The organism is Paenibacillus sp. LjRoot153, from assembly GCF_964253085.1.
Classification (GTDB): Bacteria; Bacillota; Bacilli; order Paenibacillales; family NBRC-103111; genus Paenibacillus_E.
In genome coordinates this window covers 7,034,456-7,053,640 of record NZ_CAXUQH020000001.1, presented here as the reverse complement: position 1 = coordinate 7,053,640, position 19,185 = coordinate 7,034,456, and the positions used below count along the sequence as shown (strand labels likewise).

The window sequence follows — 19,185 nt, the reverse complement described above, 5'->3', positions numbered from 1 at the left end:
ATGAACAGATGCAACAGGATGGACAGGATCAACAACAAGATAAACAAGTACAAGATCAAAATAAAACCTCAACAAAGCCGGTGTACATTCTTGCCATTGAAACGAGCTGCGATGAGACTTCCGTGGCCATTGTTGAAAATGGGAAAATCATTCGCTCGAATGTGATTTCCAGCCAGATTGAAACGCACCAACGCTATGGCGGTGTTGTGCCGGAGGTGGCTTCCCGGAAGCATGTGGAGTCGATCACATGGATGCTGGAGGAAGCCGTCACAGAAGCGGGCGTCTCGCTCCATGAGCTCTCCGCCATTGCCGTAACCGAAGGCCCCGGATTGATCGGGGCTCTGCTCGTTGGCGTCGTTGCGGGCAAAGCGCTCGCTTGCGCCCTAGACCTCCCGCTGATTGGTGTTCACCATATCGCGGGACATATCTACGCCAACCAGCTCGTGCATGAGCTGGTGTATCCTTCGATTTCGCTCGTCGTGTCCGGCGGACACACCGAGCTCATTCTCCTCGAAGGCCCCGGCCAGTTCCGTATCATCGGGCGTACGCGCGATGATGCCGCCGGCGAGGCCTACGATAAAATTGCCCGGGCAATGGGATTGCCTTACCCGGGCGGCCCGCACGTGGATCGGCTTGCACAGGAAGCCGATTCCGAAATCAAAATGCCTCGCTCCTGGCTCGAGGCAGATTCCTACGACTTCAGCTTTAGCGGATTGAAATCCGCGGTGCTTAATGTCGTCAACCAAAGCAAGATGCGCGGCGAAACCGTCCAGGTCGCGCAGATTGCCAAGGGCTTCCAAGCATCCGTCATCGACGTGCTTGTGGAGAAGGCAAGTCGCGCCGTGAAGGAATACGGCGCGAAGCAGCTCTTGCTCGCGGGCGGAGTCGCCGCGAACAAGGGGCTGCGCAGCAGGCTCGCCGAGCGCTGCGAGCAGCTGGGTGTACCGCTGCTGGTGCCGCCGCACCGACTCTGCACGGACAATGCGGCGATGATTGGCGCCGCCGCTTTCTTGAAGTGGGACAAGCAGGAGTTCGACTCCATGGAGTTGAAAGCTGAGCCACAGCTCAAGCTAGAAGAGTGGTAAATGGTCTCGTCCCATCCCCTTGTGATTACTTCTGTTGGGGCAGGCGTAGGACTTCTTGAAGTGATTAGTTAGGGGGAATCCTTCTAAATCAGCTTCTGCTCACATATCGCACTTGAAATTTTGTTACTCAGGAGCATGCCTAACGGGTAACGAAATAAAATTAATTTTCAAACATGGTGTATTGACTTTGAAAAAAGTGCATATTATAATCACAATCAATACTTTCAAACGCAACGAACGGGAATAGTAAGGCATGACCAGTTTCGCTCAGAGAGCTGTGCGCTTGGTGAAAGCACAGACGAAACGTCACCTGAACTCGCCCAGGAGCGGTAGGACTGATAAGGATGCCAAGGATCCAGCACCCAAGTAGGTCTTGACGGTTGACCCCCGTGATCAGGTACATGAGTGGTTTCGAGCGTAACAGCTCGGATCAATTAGAGTGGTACCGCGGAAGGTTCAAGCCTGTCGTCTCTTTTATAGAGATGGCAGGCTTTTTTGGTTGTTCTGAAACTGATTTAAATTTGGTAAAACACATATAAATAACGCGATGAACAAGAGTAGTAAGGGCTCCATGTCTTCGGTACAGAAAGCTGCGGGTTGATGCGACGCAGACCGAGAACGCCCCGAACTCGCTTGGAAGCGGTCATCCTGATCGGCTGTCGTACAGCTGTTAGGGATGAACGGATGACCTCCGTGATCGGGTGATGTAGCTAGCAGCTTGCTGGCTATATCTGAGGTGGGCTCCTTGACGGAGTCAACAAGAGTGGTACCGCGCTGGGTGAAGACCCGTCGTCTCTTATGTGGAGATGACGGGTCTTTTTGTCGTCTGTGGAAAGTGCGCTGCAGCCACTGAACACATCTGAATAAACAAGCCGTATCCTGCTAACCACATGCTGTAACGGTGAAAAACACGCTTACAGCACAAGAAACACGACGCATCCGACCAATCACACGCTGTAACGGTGAAAAACACGCTTACAGCACAAGAAACAAGCCGTATCCTGCCAACCACACGCTGTAACGCTGAAAAACACGCTTACAGCACAAGAAACAAGCCGTATCCTGCCAATCACATGCTGTAACGGTGAAAAACACGCTTACAGCACAGGAAACAAGCCGTATCCTGCTAATCACACGCTGTAACGGTGAAAAACACGCTTACAGCAGATGACACCGGGCGATACGCTCGCCCTAGAATTTCACAGCCCGACACGGGCATACCTTGAGGAGGAATTAACCATGGAAAACAGTACAAATACTAATCGACGCATTCGCATTTTTGATACAACACTTCGTGATGGTGAGCAAGCGCCGGGCGCATCACTCTACCCAGAGGAAAAGATTCGCATCGCGAGACAGCTTGCCATCATGGGCATCGACACTATTGAGCCGGGCTTCCCGATCTCAAGTCCTGGCGATTTCCAAGCCGTGCAGCAGATTTCACGCGAGCTGCAAGGTGTCGAGATCTGCGGCTTCGCCCGGGCCGTCAAAGCCGACATCGATGCAGCTGTCAAAGCTACGCAGGACGCGGCATCCAGACGTATCCACATGTTCCTGTCCTCGTCGGACATTCATCTGGATTTCCAGCTGCGCAAATCGCGTCAGCAAGTGGTGGAGATGGCTCGCGCCATGGTCGGCTATGCGAAGCAATTTGTTGATCGTATCGAGTTTTCTCCGATGGATGCGACGCGTACAGGGGATGAGTTCCTTTTTGAAGTGCTGGAAGCGGTCATTGCCGAAGGTGCAACCATTCTTAACATCCCCGACACAGTGGGTTATGCGCTTCCTGAAGAGTACGGTGCGATGTTCCGCAGAGTGCGCCAAAGTGTAAGAGGTGGCGATACGGTCGAGTATAGCGCCCACTGCCATAATGATCTTGGTCTAGCCGTTGCCAACAGCCTAGCTGCTATTGCCGCAGGCGTCACACATGTGGAGGTAACGGTGAACGGCGTCGGCGAGCGTGCCGGTAATTGCTCACTGGAAGAGCTAGTCATGGCGATTGAGACGCGGAAGCATTCGATGGGTGTGGAAACGGGCATCGTGACGAGTGAGATTTTTAACACCTCCAAAATGGTCAGCCGCATCATGGGTTTCCCGATTGCATACAACAAACCGATTGTCGGCCGCAATGCCTTCCAACACGAAGCGGGTATCCATCAGGATGGACTTCTGAAAAACCGTAGTACCTATGAAATTATGGATCCAGAAAAGCTGGGCATCCCACGCTCCATGATTATCCTTGGCAAGCACTCAGGTCGCCATGCGCTGAAGCATCGTGCTCAGCAGTTTGGCATCGAGCTTACAGGCGAGGAACTGGATACACTTTATACACGTTTCAAAGAAAAAGCCGATGAGCAGAAAATGGTCACTGACGACCAACTAATGGAGCTTGTAGGCAGCACGGTTGATGGACAAATGGAGCCATTTACACTGTCGCATATGCAGGTTATTTCAAGCAGTGATCGCAACCGTGTTGCTTCCGTATCCGTTCGAAATAATCAAACGGGCACAGAGAGTGTCTACTCCGGCACAGGAGAAGGACCGATCGAGGCGATCGTGCATTGTCTACAGCAAGCCATTCCGATGGATGTAGAGTTCTCGGATCTTGAGCTGCACTCGTTGTCCACAGGCGAGAAAGCAACTGGGGAAGCGGAGGTTACGATCTCAGTTGGCGGCCAGACCTACAAGAATACTGGGATCGACCAAGATGTCCTAGTTGCGGTAGCCAAAGCGTTCATATCGGCTTGCAATCAAGCGATTCGGATGCAAAATAGCGTGACCTCCGAAACAACGGAGACGGTTATTCCAGCTTCTTAATTAACAGATTTCGTCGCATGCACACGAATTGTAAGAAAACTTAGATATATACACATCATGTGAGCAAGGTTATGCACACCCCCTGTGTACAGTGTGTATAACTCGAAGAAAACCCGAGAGATCAACCTTTTTAGAGGGCGTGTAAGAGGGATAACTTTTTCGTGAAAAAATGTGGGTAATGTGGATAACCTTGTGGAAAAATAGAGAAAAGGCTGATGGGAGGCGGAAAAAGCCTCCCTTTTTCTGTGGATAACGTTGTGTATAACAAAACGGGGTTCCACAAAGACCAATTGAAATTATCGGAACAATTCGTCATTATTTTTTTGTGTATAAGGGAGCTCTACGAAGTGTAGATGTACGGTTTCAAAGGGGATCTTCAGGACATTTCAAGACAAAGTAGAGGAAATCTGTCGCTCCTGTGGGTAACTTTGAACATTTTGTGAACTTGTCCACAGGACAACGCTCGCAAAAAGACAAACAACAAAAAAGCCCACATCATCAGACGTGGACTCTTGCTATTTTAAGCCAATAAAACTTCCCATTCCTCATAACAAGCTGCAAGTGAACTCTTACGCTTATCAACCTCAGCCGTTTTCTCCTGCACAAGCATATAGTCATTATACACAGCGGGATCAGCAAGCTCAGCCTCAAGAGCAGTAACTTCCTCTTCAAGTCGCGCAATATCAAGCTCTAGCTGTTCCAGCTTCCGTTGACGACTGCGTTCTTCACGCTTGGCCAGCTTGTCCGCCTCGTAACTGCCACCACTAGCGGGCTCAGCTTTTACCGCAGCAACAGAAGATGAATTGCCGGCAGATTTCTTCTCCGCCTCTTTGGCCAGACGATTCGCTTCCATTTCAGCGAGCTCCGCTTTTTTCTCTACATAGTCGTCATAGTTGCCGAGATAGCTCGTTAAGCCATCCTTTTGCAGATCTAGCATGCTCTCCGCCATTTTATTGAGGAAATACCGGTCATGGGAGATGAATAGCAAGGTGCCCTCGTAATCCATCAAGGCCGATTCCAGCACTTCTTTACTGTACAAATCCAAATGGTTGGTAGGCTCATCGAGAATCAATACGTTGGCCTTCTGAAGCATGAGCTTAGCGAGGGAGACTCGAGCTTTCTCGCCTCCGCTCAACGCTGCAATCTTCTTAAATACGTCCTCGCCGCTGAAAAGAAAGCTGCCAAGCACCGTGCGAATACGCGCTTCCTCCAAGTGAGGATACGTGTTCCACACTTCCTCCAACACGTTGTTGGACGGATTCAAGCCTTTCTGCTCTTGATCGTAGTAGCCGATCGTGACGCCAGCTCCCCATTTGAACGTACCAGCGTCTTGCTTGTGTTGACCGATCAAGGTTTTGAGCAGGGTGGATTTCCCGACCCCGTTAGGCCCGATTAGCGCAGCGGTTTCGGAACGACGAAGCTGGAACGAGACGCCATCGAGAAGACGTTTTTTGCCATCATATGAAAGAGAAAGACGGTCTACTTGCAACACTTCTTTCCCGGAAGTCTGTTCAATTTCAAAAGAGAATGAGGCACGTTTCAAATCGCCCATGGGCTTATCCAAACGGTCCATTTTCTCCAACTGCTTACGGCGGGACTGCGCTCTCTTCGTTGTCGAAGCACGAACAATGTTACGCTGCACGAAATCCTCCAGTTTCGAGATTTCTTCCTGCTGTTTTTCAAACTGTTTCAATTCAATTTCATAGTTCGCTTCTTTAATCTCGATAAAACGGGAATAATTGCCCGTATACCGTTTGGATGCATGGCGTTCAATTTCATAAATGGACGTCACCAACGCGTCAAGGAAGTAACGGTCATGTGATACGACAAGAATAGCGCCAGGATAGCCGCGCAGATAGCCTTCGAGCCACGTCAATGTGGCGATGTCCAAATGGTTGGTAGGCTCATCGAGCATGAGCAGATCGGGCTCTTCCAGCAACATTTTAGCTAAAGCCAATCTCGTCTTCTGCCCTCCGCTGAGGGTGTTGACCAAGGTTTCTGGTGCGAACTGTCCAAAGCCCATCCCGTGCAAAATACCGCGAATCTTGGCTTCAATTTCATAGCCGCCATGTTCACGAAACCATTCGGAGCGCAGCGCATACCGATTCATGGTCGTTTCATATTTTTTCTCATCGGAGATGAGGTCAGGGTCAGCCATCAAGGCTTCCAGCTCGCGCAGCTCACGTTCTGTTTCCAATAAGGAGCTAAATACGCTCAGCAGCTCATTCCAAATGGATTTGTCGGTGTTAAGTCCGCTGTTTTGCTTTAAATAGCCGATCTTGGTTTCCTTGGCTTTGAAAAGATCACCGCTATCATAGGACATCTCACCCGCGATGATTTGAAGAAGAGTAGACTTCCCAGCGCCATTGACACCGACGAGTCCGATGCGTTCCCGATTTTCAATTTGAAGCGTTATATTAGAGAGTACAGAGCGTACCCCATAGCTTTTGGATATGTTAGAAACTTGTAATAGCATGTTGCTGCTACCTCCTGCGTTTTAGATACATATTAATGTAAGAACCTAGTTAAGTTGACCTTCGGTCGCTGTTTCAATCCCATCAAATCATTAGTATACACGAAGAATGGGGGCAACGCCTGCTTAATTTAGACCTGAAATAGAGGCGATTCGACGGGGTCTCAGGTACGAGTATAGTTTTTTACTTTATTTATGTTAAAATGGGGGAAACCACTCCTCGCTAGGAAGGGCTGTAGCTTATGATGAACATCCGAGAGCGGAAAATAGAATTACGCAAGGAAATGGAAGTACGACGTGCTTCGATTGTTGCCGAGATACGTGATGAGAAGCAACAACTAATAAACCAAAGAATGGTGAAGCTGTGTTCGGATAAGCTGTTTGAACAGGGGCAAATACCGTCCAATTCTCAGCCTACGCTGATGAGCTATATGCCTTTCCGTTCTGAACCCGACGTTGCGCCATTAATGGAATGGTGCTGGCAGCAGGGAATTCGTGTGCTGATACCGAAGGTAGTGGCAGACACGAAAACGATGAACTTGCACATCATAAGCCGTTATGAGGACCTTGAAAGTGGTGCTTATGGGATCAGAGAGCCTCGGAGTGACGTTCCTATTGAACATGATTTGGGCACGATTTCGATGATTGTGGTGCCAGGGTTAGCCTTTGATCTGGATTTCGGTCGCTTAGGTTACGGCGGAGGCTTCTATGATCGCTTTATGCAGTTATTCGCTGCGCGCGGGTTGAAAAGACCTTTTGCCGTTGCAGCTGCTTTCGATAATCAATTGATTCCTGCTGTTCCTTCTTCTTGGCATGATTTCAGAGTGGATGGCATCGTAACCGAAAGTAAGATGGTGTTCAAAACAGAAACCTAATATAGAGGTGATTGCAGTGCCCGATTCTTCACCATTGACGCATTTTAATGAGCAGGGACGAGCGCGAATGGTCGACATATCGGATAAAGATGAGACGAAGCGCACGGCCACAGCTCGCTCTACCTTATTAATGAAGTCAGACACGCTTAATTTAATCCTAGAGGGTAAAATGAAAAAAGGCGACGTCCTCGCCGTGGCTCAAGTGGCTGGTATCATGGCCGCTAAGAAAACGTCAGACTGGATACCGATGTGCCATCCCATTGCGCTAACTGGGGTAGATATTCAGTTTTCGAATAATGGCATTAATGAACTATACATAGAAGCAACTGTACGTACAACAGGTCCTACAGGCGTAGAAATGGAAGCTCTAACGGCTGTTTCTGCCGCGGCATTGACCGTGTATGACATGTGCAAAGCTGTAGAGAAAGACATGATCATTAACTCGACCCTGCTTGTTATGAAAACAGGCGGTAAAAACGGGGATTTTCACAGGCAAGACATGAAAGCGTGAAGGGACTAAGATCCAGCGCCAACATACCGATATTCGGGTGAGGTTCTGCGTATCACGCAGGTTAGTGGGTTGATCTCATTCAGTGAACAAGGGAGAGGTGACGAAGGATGCACTGGAAAGTTGCGATTTTGACAGCCAGTGACCGCGGTTACCGAGGAGAACGAGAAGACACTAGCGCTCAGGTAATCCGCGAGCTGATTGAAGAGGAAATTCAAGGCGAGATCATTGAGTATCGGGTCGTCCCGGACGAGATGGACGAAATTATGGCTTCATTAATCGAAATGACTGATTATTATCAAGCTGATTTAATATTAACAACAGGCGGAACAGGTCTGGCTCCACGTGATGTCACACCAGAAGCAACGCTCAATGTGATTGATCGTGTTGCACCTGGTTTTGCAGAAGCAATGCGCATGATCTCGATGCAAAAAACGAAAAAAGCGATGCTCTCCAGAGCGGTCTCTGGCATTCGCGGACGCACGCTGATCATTAATTTGCCAGGCAGTCCGAAAGGTGTTCAAGAGAATCTCATGGCGATCATTGATCAACTTCCACACGCGCTGGGTATTCTGACAGGCAAAGAAGGCGATCACGGGTGAAGAGTAGAAGCGAGTGCAAGACCATAGTGAAAAGCAGAGCGATGAACGTAAGACAGGGCAAGAGGGTGACTCATGATGAGTAAAGACACTTCCATGCTGCGCGAGGTGAAAGTGGAAGATGCGATCGGCATGATTCTGCCGCATGATCTCACGCAGATCTTGCCAGGTGAGTTCAAAGGCCGTCTGTTCCGCAAAGGTCATCAAGTGACGGAAGCGGATATTCCTGCCTTGCTGAGCATCGGTAAGGAACATATTTATGTGATGGAGCTGCAGCCCGGCTATCTCCATGAGGATGAGGCTGCCTTGCGCATGGCGCGGGCGATTGCGGGAACAGATAAGTGCTCGGATCTCAGGCTTACTGATCCGCATGAAGGCAAAGTGAACCTGAAGTCGGAGATTCACGGTTTGGTGAAGATCGATAAGGCGTTCGTGGATAGTGTGAACGCCATCGATGAGGTCGTGATGTCGACGATTCGTAGCAATACGGTCGTTCAGGGCGGCGCTTCGCTGGTCGGTACGCGGGTGATCCCGCTGATCGTCGACGAAGCGAAGGTTGAAGAGGTCGAGCGCCTTGCGGCCGCTCGCCGTGCGGAGGGCTTCACCTTGCTCGAGGTGAAGCCGTTTCGCAAGCTGCGCGTCGGCGTGATCACGACGGGCAGCGAGGTCTTCAAGGGCCGAATCCAGGATAAATTCGGCCCAGTTGTGAAAGAGAAGGTCGCGCAGCTCGGCTCCGAGGTTGTGGACCAACGCTTCGTGTCGGATGACAGCGAAGCGATTGTGGGTGAGATCCACGCGCTAGCCGCGCTGGGCGTGGATCTGGTGTTGGTCACGGGCGGCATGTCCGTGGACCCGGATGATCGCACGCCGGGTGCGATCAAGGCGGCCGGCGCCCGCGTGGTCAGCTACGGCACGCCGATGCTGCCGGGCTCGATGCTGATGATCGCCTATCTAGGCGATCTGCCGATTATGGGCTTGCCGGGTTGTGTGATGCACGACCCGTACACGTCCTTTGATGTGCTGCTGCCGCGCATCTGCGCAGGCGAAGTGATCGTGCGTAGTGACATCACGGAGATGGGCTACGGCGGTTTTTATCAATGTTAGAAGTTATCCACTCAGTATGATTAAAATAAGCCATATTTCGGGCGTTACCGGGAACTATATTGGATTTATCCAATGAAAGTTCCTTTTCGAGCGTTAAATGTGAGATTTTAATGGATTTATCCAATGAGTATACAGAGGCTTCCTTAATTTGCATTCCTTTATTGACTTACTGTATTTATAACGCAACACATAATGGAGATGAAGTCCATGTTTCAAAATATTGGATTCACTGAGCTTTTATTGATCGCCGTCGTAGCGCTTGTCATATTCGGACCGCAGAAGCTGCCGGAGATTGGCAGAATGCTTGGTAAGACGTTAAGAGATTTTAAGCAAGCGACGAATGAACTGATGAGTGACGGGCCCAAAGCGCCGATAGCATCAAATACACCTATTGTACCAGACCCGATAACACCTGTTGAGGTAGCCAAAGTGGTTGCACCAGATGAGGGTGCAATAGCTTCTCTTACGAAATCACCACAAGGCCCGATCAATGAGCAATTTGTGGCAGAACCAGCAGGCTCATCTGAGGTGAAACCTGCAGTGGCTTTCGTAACAAATAAGTCCTCCGAGGTTGTACATGTTATAGGTGCGCCAGTTGAAGCTGCAGAAGCAACCTCCATGCCAATAGCGTCATCTGACACACAAGCAGCAAGCGATGTGTTGTCCTCCGCTCCTGCTCAAGCCTCGGCCCCTACCCCGGCGCCAGCGCAGCAGTCAGGCAACACAGGTAATTCCCGGCGGTTACCGGATTAGTTTTTGATCAAACAGATGAAGAAGTGGTTCAGCCTGCAGGCTGAATTCACTAGATTAGGTAGGTGAAATCGGTTGAAAAATGAAGAAATGTCTCTTGTAGAGCACCTTGGTGAGTTGCGCAAGCGAATCATGTGGATCTTAGTTGTTCTGGTTATTGGTATGGTGGGTGGGCTTGTTGCTGCTAAACCTATCATTCGATATCTCAAAAGTATCCCGCCAGCAGATGGCATCGGTTGGAACGTTTTCTCCCCTTGGGATGCCTTGCGTTTGTATATGAATTTTGGTTTAGCTGTCGGTCTTCTTATCACATTACCCGTTATTCTGTACCATATATGGGCTTTCGTTAAGCCAGGTCTACGAGAGACGGAGCAGAAGGCTTCGCTCCTCTACGTACCCTATGCATTTTTGCTCTTTCTATTGGGACTGTCTTTCGGGTATTGGGTTGTCTTCCCAATGGCGTTTTATTTTACTTCGTCGATTAGTAAGAGTCTAGAAATTACGGAGATGTACGGTGCTGCTCAGTATTTTACCTTTATGTTTAACATCATTCTTCCGCTGGCCTGTGTGTTTGAGATGCCGATCGTGGTGATGTTTCTCACGAAGATTAAGCTCCTGAACCCGAAGCGTCTGCATAAGTTTAGAAGATATGCTTACATGCTGATGGTCATTCTTGCAACCGTAATTACGCCACCAGATGCGATTTCAGCCATATTAGTTGCGGTTCCGCTCATTATTTTATATGAATTCAGTGTCTTCATGTCGGGCTTCATTTATCGCAAACAGCTTGCGAACGATGCTGCTTGGGAACTGGAGTTTGGTCCTAAATAAGGAAATGGTTGAACACAGTCCGCCTTCGTGGTGGGCTATTTTTTTTCATGCACAGAGGGAATATTTGGTTATCATTTGGGTAGAATGAGGGGGGTGTCCATAAGAATGAAAAATGTGTAAAAGGACTTGCAAATTACTCCCAGAATGAGTATCATAAGAGGTGTTGTTAGCACTAAACACATTCGAGTGCTAATAACAAAGAAATATACCCAAGACCAATTTTCTAAAGGAGGCTATTTTTCCATGATCAGACCGTTAGGTGATCGAGTTATCATTGAAGCCGTTGCGAAAGAGGAGACTACAGCAAGTGGCATCGTGCTGCCAGATACAGCTAAAGAAAAACCACAAGAAGGTAAAGTTGTAGCCGTTGGCGCTGGCGCGTTGAAAGATGGCGTACGTGTTCCGCTTGAAGTAAGCGAAGGCGACCGCATCATTTTCTCCAAATACGCTGGAACTGAAGTGAAATACGAAGGCCGCGAACTGTTGATCTTGCGCGAAAGCGACATCCTCGCTGTATTAGCCTAAGTTAGAGCAGCATATAGATCGGCTTTACGTTATTAACAATTTATCTAGGTTTTTAATTAGAGGAGGTTTCCTATCGTGGCAAAAGAAATTAAGTTCAGTGAAGACGCACGCCGCGCGATGCTTCGCGGGGTAGATGCTTTGGCAAATGCCGTTAAAGTAACATTAGGTCCAAAAGGCCGTAACGTTGTACTTGAGAAAAAATTCGGTAGCCCGTTGATCACTAACGATGGTGTTACAATTGCGAAAGAAATCGAGCTTGAAGATGCTTTCGAAAACATGGGAGCTCAACTTGTTAAAGAAGTTGCTACCAAAACGAACGATGTTGCTGGTGACGGTACAACAACTGCAACGGTTCTTGCGCAAGCTATGATCCGTGAAGGTCTGAAAAACGTTACTGCAGGCGCTAACCCAATGGTTATCCGCAAAGGTATCGAGAAAGCTGTTAAAGCGGCTGTAGAAGAGCTTCAAGCTATTGCGAAGCCAATCGAAGGTAAACAATCCATCGCACAAGTAGCGGCAATCTCCGCTGCTGACGAAGAAGTAGGCGAATTGATCGCTGAAGCTATGGAAAAAGTAGGTAAAGACGGTGTTATCACAGTTGAAGAATCCAAAGGCTTCTTGACGGAGCTTGAGGTTGTAGAAGGTATGCAATTCGACCGTGGGTACACATCCCCATACATGATCACTGATACGGATAAAATGGAAGCAGTTCTAGACAACCCGTACATCTTGATCACAGACAAAAAAATCTCGAACATCCAAGAAATCTTGCCTGTTCTTGAAAAAGTGGTTCAATCCGGTAAACAACTTCTGATCATTGCTGAAGATGTTGAAGGCGAAGCACAAGCAACACTTGTTGTGAACAGACTTCGTGGCACATTCACTTGCGTAGCTGTTAAAGCTCCTGGTTTCGGTGACCGTCGTAAAGCGATGTTGGGTGATATCGCTGCTCTAACAGGTGGCCAAGTGATTACAGAAGAGCTTGGATTGGATCTGAAATCCACAACTCCTGATCAATTGGGTAGCGCTCGTCAAATCCGTGTTACCAAAGAAAACACAATCATCGTTGATGGTGCTGGTAACCCGAAAGATATCGCAGCTCGCGTTACACAAATTCGTTCCCAACTGGAAGAAACAACTTCCGATTTCGATAAAGAAAAACTGCAAGAGCGTTTGGCTAAACTTTCTGGCGGTGTAGCTGTTATCAAAGTTGGCGCAGCGACTGAAACTGAATTGAAAGAGCGCAAGCTTCGCATCGAAGATGCTTTGAACGCGACTCGTGCAGCAGTTGAAGAAGGTATCGTTTCTGGTGGTGGTACTGCCCTAGTTAACGTATACAACGCAGTAGCGAAAGTAGTAGCAACTGGTGATGAGCAAACGGGTGTTAACATCATCCTTCGTTCCCTTGAAGAGCCAGTTCGCACAATCGCAGCTAACGCTGGTCAAGAAGGCTCCGTTATCGTTGAGCGCTTGAAAAACGAAAAAGTAGGCATCGGCTACAATGCAGCAACTGGACAATGGGTAAACATGTTCGAAGCTGGTATCGTTGACCCTGCGAAAGTAACACGTTCCGCACTTCAAAACGCAGCTTCCGTTGCAGCTATGTTCTTGACAACTGAAGCGGTTATCGCTGATAAACCAGAACCAAGCAAACCAGGTATGCCTGATATGGGCGGCATGGGTGGTATGGGCGGCATGATGTAAGAAGCTCCTCAGAGCTTCTGCGCATGCAGAGAGAAAGGCTCCTTCGGGAGTCTTTTTTTTGTTTTCTTAAAATAAAAATTTTAGCATTTATTCGCCAAAATAGAACCTATGTTCTATTTTGATGAAATTAAAAAGCCCATAGGGCTACGAATGTTATCTGTTTTTTAACTTGTCGATTTCAATTGCGTGATCAACGAGTTGTTTATCGATGACATTAAAATGATGTACGAATGTATGATGTTCTGTCACTAAATGTCTTTGAACGCTTCTAGTTGTTTGACATCATCACGTGTTTCTAGTACAGCTTGTCTAATTAAGGGAATGTCCGATGCAAGAGCTTTGATTTCTTTCAATTGTTCTAAAATTTGAATCAATATTTGCTCACTCATGTGCTTATCATCCTTTCCTAATGTTTTTGTTTCAGTAAGTACAGGTCTTCTTCGGTCTTGGAGATCTTGTCCCTTTGAAAGTCTAAGCGGTCATTGGTTGTGTGAATCGCTGCGAGAAGACGGTTATTTGATTCGATATTTTCGATATGATAAGAGTCTAATGTAAGCTGAATACGGTCGATTTTTGATTCCACGTTTTCTAGCTGCAGCATTATTTTTTTTAGTAGTTCTTCCATGTATTGCACCTCACTTTTTAAAGTTTTTTTATATATGATGTGACAAGCACCTACAGTTAATTCTACAGCGTAATTCCCAGACTGTGAATTGATAACCTAAATTCACTTTTGTTTACTCCTAGGTACTCGCCACATAGCCTGGCTCTCGTCCGTTTGCTTGGACCCCATGCCTGCTTGGCCCAAGTGAGTCAGCCCATTTATTGGAAAGATAGGCATTTGTACACTCTCTGGACTAGGGTTAGACGTATACTATCTCAAACTAACAGAGGAGTTGACGCATTCATGGCTTTACAACCAAATCAAGGAAAACAATTTCAGTGTCCACCTGCTGACCCTATAATGACAGATCCAGAAAGAGTAGTTAGAGACTTCTACCACCCACAAAAGGTTCAAGTCATTCATCCAATCCAAATTGTAAATCGCCATCACTGCGTACCGGTTTATGAGCACGTGTATACGTGTAGCGAAACCGATGAGTATTGCGGAACTCACCCGCATCCACATCAAGGCATGCTCAGGAAGTAACGGATAAGCACTTCTCGTTAAGAATCATTCGATGATTCTGGCGGGAGGTGTTTTTTTGTTAGGGGAGTTGATTATATAATGAGGGAAGGATGTTGATTGGGTAACGGGGGATAGGCACATGCAAGAGTTAGAAATTGATTGGCCGTTCTGGATAGAACGGATACGTCCTAAATTTGATAAAGTGATCCTCGCGAGAGGTTGGGCCTATTTCAATGAAGGTGTTGTAAGGGATATTCAAGTTGAAGGTACCTCGATCATAAAAGCGAGAGTGGACGGAACCAAAAGGTACAAGGTTACTTTGGATCTCAAGAGCTTCACAAAAAGTGGCTGCACGTGTCCCTACGGTTATTATTGTAAGCATATGGCTGCGGTGCTGTTAGAAGTGGCGAAGCAAGCGGGATATGACCCAGAGGAATTTCGTTTTGGTAAAGTGAAGATGGCGCAGGTAGATCAGAAAATTCCACAGAAATCTAAGTCTACAACTAGGCTGCCAGAGCCGACAGATAGCTGCGCAGTGTGGCTGACTTATTTTCATAAACAATATGGCAATGCCAAGATTTATAATGCGTTCAGTCTCGAGGAAGTCTGTATGCGTGCGTGGCGTGAGCTTAATAAGCTGGCTGATACGTGGGAGCCGACCATTCGGGGTGTGTATGATATTCATGTGGCGCTGTATGTCATACAGCTATGCGATACAATGGCGGGATCGAAGGCGATCACATACGATTTTTATCAAAATACGAGCTACTATGTCAAACGTGTCCTGACCCATGCTCACGAGCAATTGGAAGCGACGCTTCACGAGCTGGATGTTAACAGGGCATATAAGCAGTATGGTGGACATTTGAAGGAATTATCAGCGTATGTGGCTGACATTTGCGAGAATGGCTCAGGCTTGTACCCCTATGATTGGATCGATTTGTATAAGCTGTTATGGTCACAGTTATTTCAGGATAAGGACATTCTGGAGGCAGAAAAGGCTAGGCTTAGGCAGGTGCTTGCGGATCCGCGAGTGAGTCAACAAGCGCATCAAGTCGCTGCTCTCGGTTCTATTCATTTTGATATTAGCCGAAGTGAAGATGAAAATGCCTGGGAACGAGCAGAAAGTGGGATGTTTGAAATTGAGCCTGATTATTGGTTCGATTATTTGAATGGATTTGTTTTTGAGAGTCAGTGGGAACGTCTGTTGACCTGGTTGCGGTGGTTAAAACCGAAGATGGCGTGGAACGAGGGATTGTATGCGAATGAATTTTTGCATTACTGGCGATTGGCAGCGGAACAGCGAGATGTTGAGAAAGAGCAGCGGGAAGTCATGGTTTCGCTTTTACCTGCAAGCTACGATCACTATGCGAAATTCCTACTGTCAAAAGGCGAGTACCAGGAATGGGCAGATCTCTGTCTCCTTTTGGATCTAACGACGGTACACATCGATGCAGCGCAGCTAAAACTCGTCGAGAAAGCGAATGTTCGCTTCCTCCTGCCGATCTATCACCACGCCATTGAAGCATTCATACAGGGGAAAAATCGTCCCGACTATATACAAGCCATTAAGCTCTTGAAGAAATTAGCGGCTGCATATAAAAAGTTGAAGCTAACCCCTCGTTTCGAAGCCTACTTGGAGCAAATCGTGAAACAATACGCTCGGTATCGCGCTTTTACTGAGGAATTACGGAAAGGAAATTTAATACCATGATGACTTTGTCACCGATTCATATGAGAATTCGAAGGCTTGCATCGGGAAGCTTTGCTCTATATGGCGAAACGGAGCAAGCTAATGAGGTTCCTGGATATATGCTGCGTAAGCTGCTTTTTGCCTGGCATGAACGCTCATTCTATGGGACACAACTGGAAGTGACTCGGATTCCTTATGGTGATGCGATTCTGCTGTCTCCTGTCATGGCTTTGGATTATTTACGTGCACCTGGCGTGCTTCTACACAGCAGTTTAACTTGGGAAGAGGGATTTGAAGAGCTGCAAAAAGGAGCGCACTTTCTAAGTGAGGCGATCGATGCCCGCTGGTATTTGCCTTCCTACGAGCTTTGGCGTGAAGGGAAAAGTGGCTGGAAGTTTAGGGTGCCAGTAGGGCAAGTTGAGAGGTTTAGGGAGCTTTGTAACGGGGATTTTCCTGAAATCTTTTGGCAGAGCTGGTTCAGCGAAATCGTTGAAGAGCTGCTTGAGACTGATGCGGATTTTGAGCTATCTCCGGGGTGGAATGGATTAGTTCAAGAGCATAAGCTGCTGCAAGTTAACGCCCGAGGGTTCAATGTTCTGCTGTCTGAATCGTCTTGGATGCAGGAAGAGGATTGGCTCCTAGCGATTGGTTGGACTCATGGCGATGATACGCCATATCGAATTTGTGTGCAGCTCGTTGAACCCTATGCCGAGACATATGTCGACGGGACGACGACGGCCAAGGATAACGCAGCGGATTGGCGACTTCGTTTCATTGCACAGGATCACCGGGATGCTAACCGATTCGTGGAGTTCAGCTCAACGGGAAATGTGTTAGTCGGCGAGATACCACTTGCTTGGCAGTCAGATATAGCTGATAAGCTTCATGAACAAACGAAACGTATTTTGCGGATGCTGCCCGAGCTTGAGAGTGCATATCAACCAGGCAAAATCATCGAGCAATTGTCAGATGATGCAGCGTGGACGTTCCTAACCGAATCGAGTATGCAGCTTGTGGCGGCGGGTATTTCCGTCTTTTTACCATCATGGTGGGAAGAGATTCAGAAGATGCGTCGTCCTCAGTTGAAGGCGAAAATCAAAAGCTCCGTGGGCTCAACGCGTAAAGCCATGTTTGGAATGGATCAGATCATACAGTTTGATTGGCGAGTGGCGCTAGGCGGCATAGATTTGACTGAGGAAGAATTTGGGCAAATGGCTTTGGAAAAGAAGCGCTTGATCTACATTCGAGGTAAATGGGTGCAGCTGGATCCTGCGTATTTGGAACAAATTCGCGATACTATGAAGCAGGTCGAGAGGAAGAAGGGGCTGTCCTTCCGGGATGTGTTGGAAATGCATCTGTCAGAAAGCGAGGAGACTCTCGCGGCGGATAGCGATGAGAAGGACAAGGCGGTAGATGTTAAAGTAGAGCTAAATAGTCATCTGCGTGGTTTGATGAAACAATTGGGTCAGACCAAGTCTATTCCACTTGTTGAGCGGATTGATGGTTTACACGCTGAACTTAGGCCTTATCAGGTGCAAGGGGTGTCGTGGCTCCTTTTTCTACGTAATATGGGGCTAGGTGGCTGTCTGGCGGATGATATGGGGCTGGGGAAGACCATTCAGTTTATTGCTTATTTGTTGAAGGTGAGGGAGCAGGGGAAGACAGAGGAGAAATTAAAATCAAAACCCTCCTTGCTCATATGTCCGACCTCTGTGCTTGGTAACTGGCAGAAGGAGCTCGCGCGTTTCGCACCAACCCTCCAGATTCAACTTCATTATGGTGCGCAGCGGGCAAAAGGAGAAGCTTTCGAAGCATCGCTTGGTGATGCTGATTTGGTGATAACGTCCTATACTCTCGCACAGTTGGATGAAGAGGAACTGTCGAGCGTTACGTGGGATACGCTTTGCTTGGATGAGGCACAGAATATCAAGAATGCATATACGAAGCAATCGCAGGCCATTCGTAAACTAGAAGCGGGTCAGCGAATTGCGTTGACTGGCACACCGATTGAGAATCGATTGACCGAGTTGTGGTCGATTTTTGACTATGTGAACCCAGGGTACCTGGGGACGTTGACTCATTTTAACCGACAGTATGTAGGTCCAATCGAGAAAAATGGGGATGGCGCTAAGGAATTGACGGGGCGCGTTCAGCGTTTGATAAGGCCGTTCCTGTTGAGACGGCTTAAGAAGGATCCAGCGATACAGCTGGACTTGCCGGATAAGTACGAGGGGAAGGCGTATGTGCGCCTCACCACAGAGCAAGGGGCGCTGTATGAGAATGTCGTGCAGAGCTTGATGGAGAAGATTGAGGACTCGAGTGGGATAGAAAAGAAGGGCCTCATTCTTACCTCGCTGATGAAGTTGAAGCAGATTTGTGATCATCCGGGTTTGTTTTTGAAGGAGATTGGCGGAGCGAGCGCGAGTGCAGGCGCAAAAGCAAAAGAAGGGCGCGGCGCACTCGCCGCCGCGGTTGATGTGAGAGCACGCTCAGCGAAGCTGGAGCGGTTGGTTGAAATGATAGACGAACTCAGGAGCGAAGGAGGCAGCTGCCTCATCTTCACCCAGTTCGTCGAGATGGGCCACCTGCTGCAGGCTACGCTTGCGCAGGCGCTAGGAGAGCCCGTGCAGTTCTTGCACGGGGGTGTTTCAAAAGCGAAGCGCGACGCGATGATCGCGCGCTTCCAGGACGCGACGCTCCCCGCGGAGGAGCGTTGCCACATCTTCATCCTCTCGCTGAAAGCAGGAGGAACGGGGTTGAACCTGACAGCGGCGAATCACGTGTTCCACTACGACCGCTGGTGGAATCCGGCCGTGGAGAATCAGGCCACGGATCGCGCTTTCCGCATCGGGCAAACACGCAACGTGCTGGTGCACAAGTTTGTAACGCTCGGCACGCTCGAAGAGCGAATCGACGAGATGATCGGGCGTAAGCAGGGCCTCAGTGACCAAATCGTCGGCACCGGCGAGAACTGGGTCACTGAGATGTCGACAAGCGAGCTGCGCGAGCTTTTTGCCTTAAGGCGTGAGTGGATGGAGAAGTGAGATCGAGGTCGTATCAAGAAAGGCGAAAGGCTATCCATCCTTGATGGT

At 48.4% G+C, this 19,185-nt stretch carries 15 protein-coding genes and 2 other annotated features; of the genes, 12 read left to right on the top strand and 3 right to left on the bottom strand.

Annotation, left to right across the window (positions count from 1 at the left end):
• The first annotated feature begins 8 nt into the window (after positions 1–8).
• Both tsaD and ACSQ8P_RS30490 read left to right on the top strand, forming a co-directional pair.
• Positions 9–1,085: a tRNA (adenosine(37)-N6)-threonylcarbamoyltransferase complex transferase subunit TsaD gene (tsaD, locus tag ACSQ8P_RS30495; protein ID WP_436239647.1), complete on the top strand. Its 1,077-nt coding sequence runs from the start codon at positions 9–11 to the stop codon at positions 1,083–1,085.
• A gap of 224 nt (positions 1,086–1,309) precedes the next feature.
• Positions 1,310–1,561 (top strand) — a binding site (T-box leader).
• A gap of 62 nt (positions 1,562–1,623) precedes the next feature.
• Positions 1,624–1,885: a binding site (T-box leader), on the top strand.
• Between the two features lie 439 nt (positions 1,886–2,324).
• The gene (locus ACSQ8P_RS30490) at positions 2,325–3,902 is read left to right on the top strand and encodes a 2-isopropylmalate synthase (RefSeq protein WP_436238612.1); all 1,578 of its coding nucleotides are present in this window, start codon (positions 2,325–2,327) and stop codon (positions 3,900–3,902) included.
• Positions 3,903–4,422: 520 nt separating this feature from the next.
• On the opposite strand, the gene ACSQ8P_RS30485 is transcribed toward ACSQ8P_RS30490, so the two are convergent.
• On the bottom strand, positions 4,423–6,378 hold the full coding sequence (locus ACSQ8P_RS30485) for an ABC transporter ATP-binding protein (protein ID WP_436238611.1): 1,956 nt from the start codon (positions 6,376–6,378) through the stop codon (positions 4,423–4,425).
• A gap of 239 nt (positions 6,379–6,617) precedes the next feature.
• On the opposite strand from ACSQ8P_RS30485, the gene ACSQ8P_RS30480 reads away from it, so the two are divergent.
• From ACSQ8P_RS30480 to groL, 8 genes are all read left to right on the top strand, one after another.
• Positions 6,618–7,250 carry a 5-formyltetrahydrofolate cyclo-ligase gene (locus ACSQ8P_RS30480; protein ID WP_436238610.1) on the top strand — a complete coding sequence of 211 codons (633 nt, stop codon included), beginning with the start codon at positions 6,618–6,620 and terminating at the stop codon, positions 7,248–7,250.
• 16 nt (positions 7,251–7,266) lie between these two features.
• Positions 7,267–7,761 (top strand): cyclic pyranopterin monophosphate synthase MoaC, encoded by a 495-nt coding sequence (gene moaC / locus ACSQ8P_RS30475; protein ID WP_436239646.1) that lies wholly within the window; start codon positions 7,267–7,269, stop codon positions 7,759–7,761.
• Between the two features lie 107 nt (positions 7,762–7,868).
• Positions 7,869–8,360, top strand: a complete 492-nt coding sequence (locus ACSQ8P_RS30470; RefSeq protein ID WP_056608535.1) for a MogA/MoaB family molybdenum cofactor biosynthesis protein — start codon at positions 7,869–7,871, stop codon at positions 8,358–8,360.
• Between the two features lie 75 nt (positions 8,361–8,435).
• On the top strand, positions 8,436–9,461 hold the full coding sequence (locus ACSQ8P_RS30465; RefSeq protein ID WP_436239645.1) for a molybdopterin-binding protein: 1,026 nt from the start codon (positions 8,436–8,438) through the stop codon (positions 9,459–9,461).
• A gap of 207 nt (positions 9,462–9,668) precedes the next feature.
• On the top strand, positions 9,669–10,214 hold the full coding sequence (gene tatA / locus ACSQ8P_RS30460; protein ID WP_436238609.1) for a twin-arginine translocase TatA/TatE family subunit: 546 nt from the start codon (positions 9,669–9,671) through the stop codon (positions 10,212–10,214).
• 87 nt (positions 10,215–10,301) lie between these two features.
• Positions 10,302–11,042: a twin-arginine translocase subunit TatC gene (tatC, locus tag ACSQ8P_RS30455; RefSeq protein WP_420851967.1), complete on the top strand. Its 741-nt coding sequence runs from the start codon at positions 10,302–10,304 to the stop codon at positions 11,040–11,042.
• Between the two features lie 243 nt (positions 11,043–11,285).
• Entirely contained in the window at positions 11,286–11,567 is a 282-nt protein-coding gene (gene groES, locus ACSQ8P_RS30450; protein ID WP_028553854.1) for a co-chaperone GroES, read from the top strand.
• A 75-nt stretch (positions 11,568–11,642) separates the two neighbouring features.
• The gene (gene groL / locus ACSQ8P_RS30445; RefSeq protein WP_436238608.1) at positions 11,643–13,271 is read left to right on the top strand and encodes a chaperonin GroEL; all 1,629 of its coding nucleotides are present in this window, start codon (positions 11,643–11,645) and stop codon (positions 13,269–13,271) included.
• 248 nt (positions 13,272–13,519) lie between these two features.
• On the opposite strand, the gene ACSQ8P_RS30440 is transcribed toward groL, so the two are convergent.
• Both ACSQ8P_RS30440 and ACSQ8P_RS30435 read right to left on the bottom strand, forming a co-directional pair.
• Entirely contained in the window at positions 13,520–13,660 is a 141-nt protein-coding gene (locus ACSQ8P_RS30440; protein ID WP_436238607.1) for a hypothetical protein, read from the bottom strand.
• Positions 13,661–13,677: 17 nt separating this feature from the next.
• A complete protein-coding gene (locus tag ACSQ8P_RS30435) occupies positions 13,678–13,896 on the bottom strand; it encodes a hypothetical protein (RefSeq protein ID WP_436238606.1) in 219 nt (72 codons plus the stop codon).
• Between the two features lie 643 nt (positions 13,897–14,539).
• Between ACSQ8P_RS30435 and ACSQ8P_RS30430 the strand changes: the two genes are divergently transcribed.
• A complete protein-coding gene (locus tag ACSQ8P_RS30430) occupies positions 14,540–16,114 on the top strand; it encodes an SWIM zinc finger family protein (RefSeq protein WP_436238605.1) in 1,575 nt (524 codons plus the stop codon).
• Positions 16,111–19,137: a DEAD/DEAH box helicase gene (locus ACSQ8P_RS30425; RefSeq protein WP_436238604.1), complete on the top strand. Its 3,027-nt coding sequence runs from the start codon at positions 16,111–16,113 to the stop codon at positions 19,135–19,137. Before ACSQ8P_RS30430 ends, ACSQ8P_RS30425 begins: the two co-directional genes overlap by 4 nt.
• The last annotated feature ends 48 nt before the right edge of the window (positions 19,138–19,185 follow it).

What these genes read in the sequence shown, in the direction of transcription:
- ACSQ8P_RS30425 (WP_436238604.1), top strand. Translation starts at nt 16,111, where the DNA reads ATGATGACTTTGTCACCGATTCATATGAGAATTCGAAGGCTTGCATCG.
- tatA (WP_436238609.1), top strand. Translation starts at nt 9,669, where the DNA reads ATGTTTCAAAATATTGGATTCACTGAGCTTTTATTGATCGCCGTCGTA.
- ACSQ8P_RS30490 (WP_436238612.1), top strand. Translation starts at nt 2,325, where the DNA reads ATGGAAAACAGTACAAATACTAATCGACGCATTCGCATTTTTGATACA.
- ACSQ8P_RS30480 (WP_436238610.1), top strand. Translation starts at nt 6,618, where the DNA reads ATGATGAACATCCGAGAGCGGAAAATAGAATTACGCAAGGAAATGGAA.
- tsaD (WP_436239647.1), top strand. Translation starts at nt 9, where the DNA reads ATGCAACAGGATGGACAGGATCAACAACAAGATAAACAAGTACAAGAT.
- ACSQ8P_RS30430 (WP_436238605.1), top strand. Translation starts at nt 14,540, where the DNA reads ATGCAAGAGTTAGAAATTGATTGGCCGTTCTGGATAGAACGGATACGT.
- ACSQ8P_RS30435 (WP_436238606.1), bottom strand. Translation starts at nt 13,896, where the DNA reads ATGGAAGAACTACTAAAAAAAATAATGCTGCAGCTAGAAAACGTGGAA.
- groES (WP_028553854.1), top strand. Translation starts at nt 11,286, where the DNA reads ATGATCAGACCGTTAGGTGATCGAGTTATCATTGAAGCCGTTGCGAAA.
- ACSQ8P_RS30470 (WP_056608535.1), top strand. Translation starts at nt 7,869, where the DNA reads ATGCACTGGAAAGTTGCGATTTTGACAGCCAGTGACCGCGGTTACCGA.
- tatC (WP_420851967.1), top strand. Translation starts at nt 10,302, where the DNA reads ATGTCTCTTGTAGAGCACCTTGGTGAGTTGCGCAAGCGAATCATGTGG.
- ACSQ8P_RS30440 (WP_436238607.1), bottom strand. Translation starts at nt 13,660, where the DNA reads ATGAGTGAGCAAATATTGATTCAAATTTTAGAACAATTGAAAGAAATC.
- ACSQ8P_RS30485 (WP_436238611.1), bottom strand. Translation starts at nt 6,378, where the DNA reads ATGCTATTACAAGTTTCTAACATATCCAAAAGCTATGGGGTACGCTCT.
- ACSQ8P_RS30465 (WP_436239645.1), top strand. Translation starts at nt 8,436, where the DNA reads ATGAGTAAAGACACTTCCATGCTGCGCGAGGTGAAAGTGGAAGATGCG.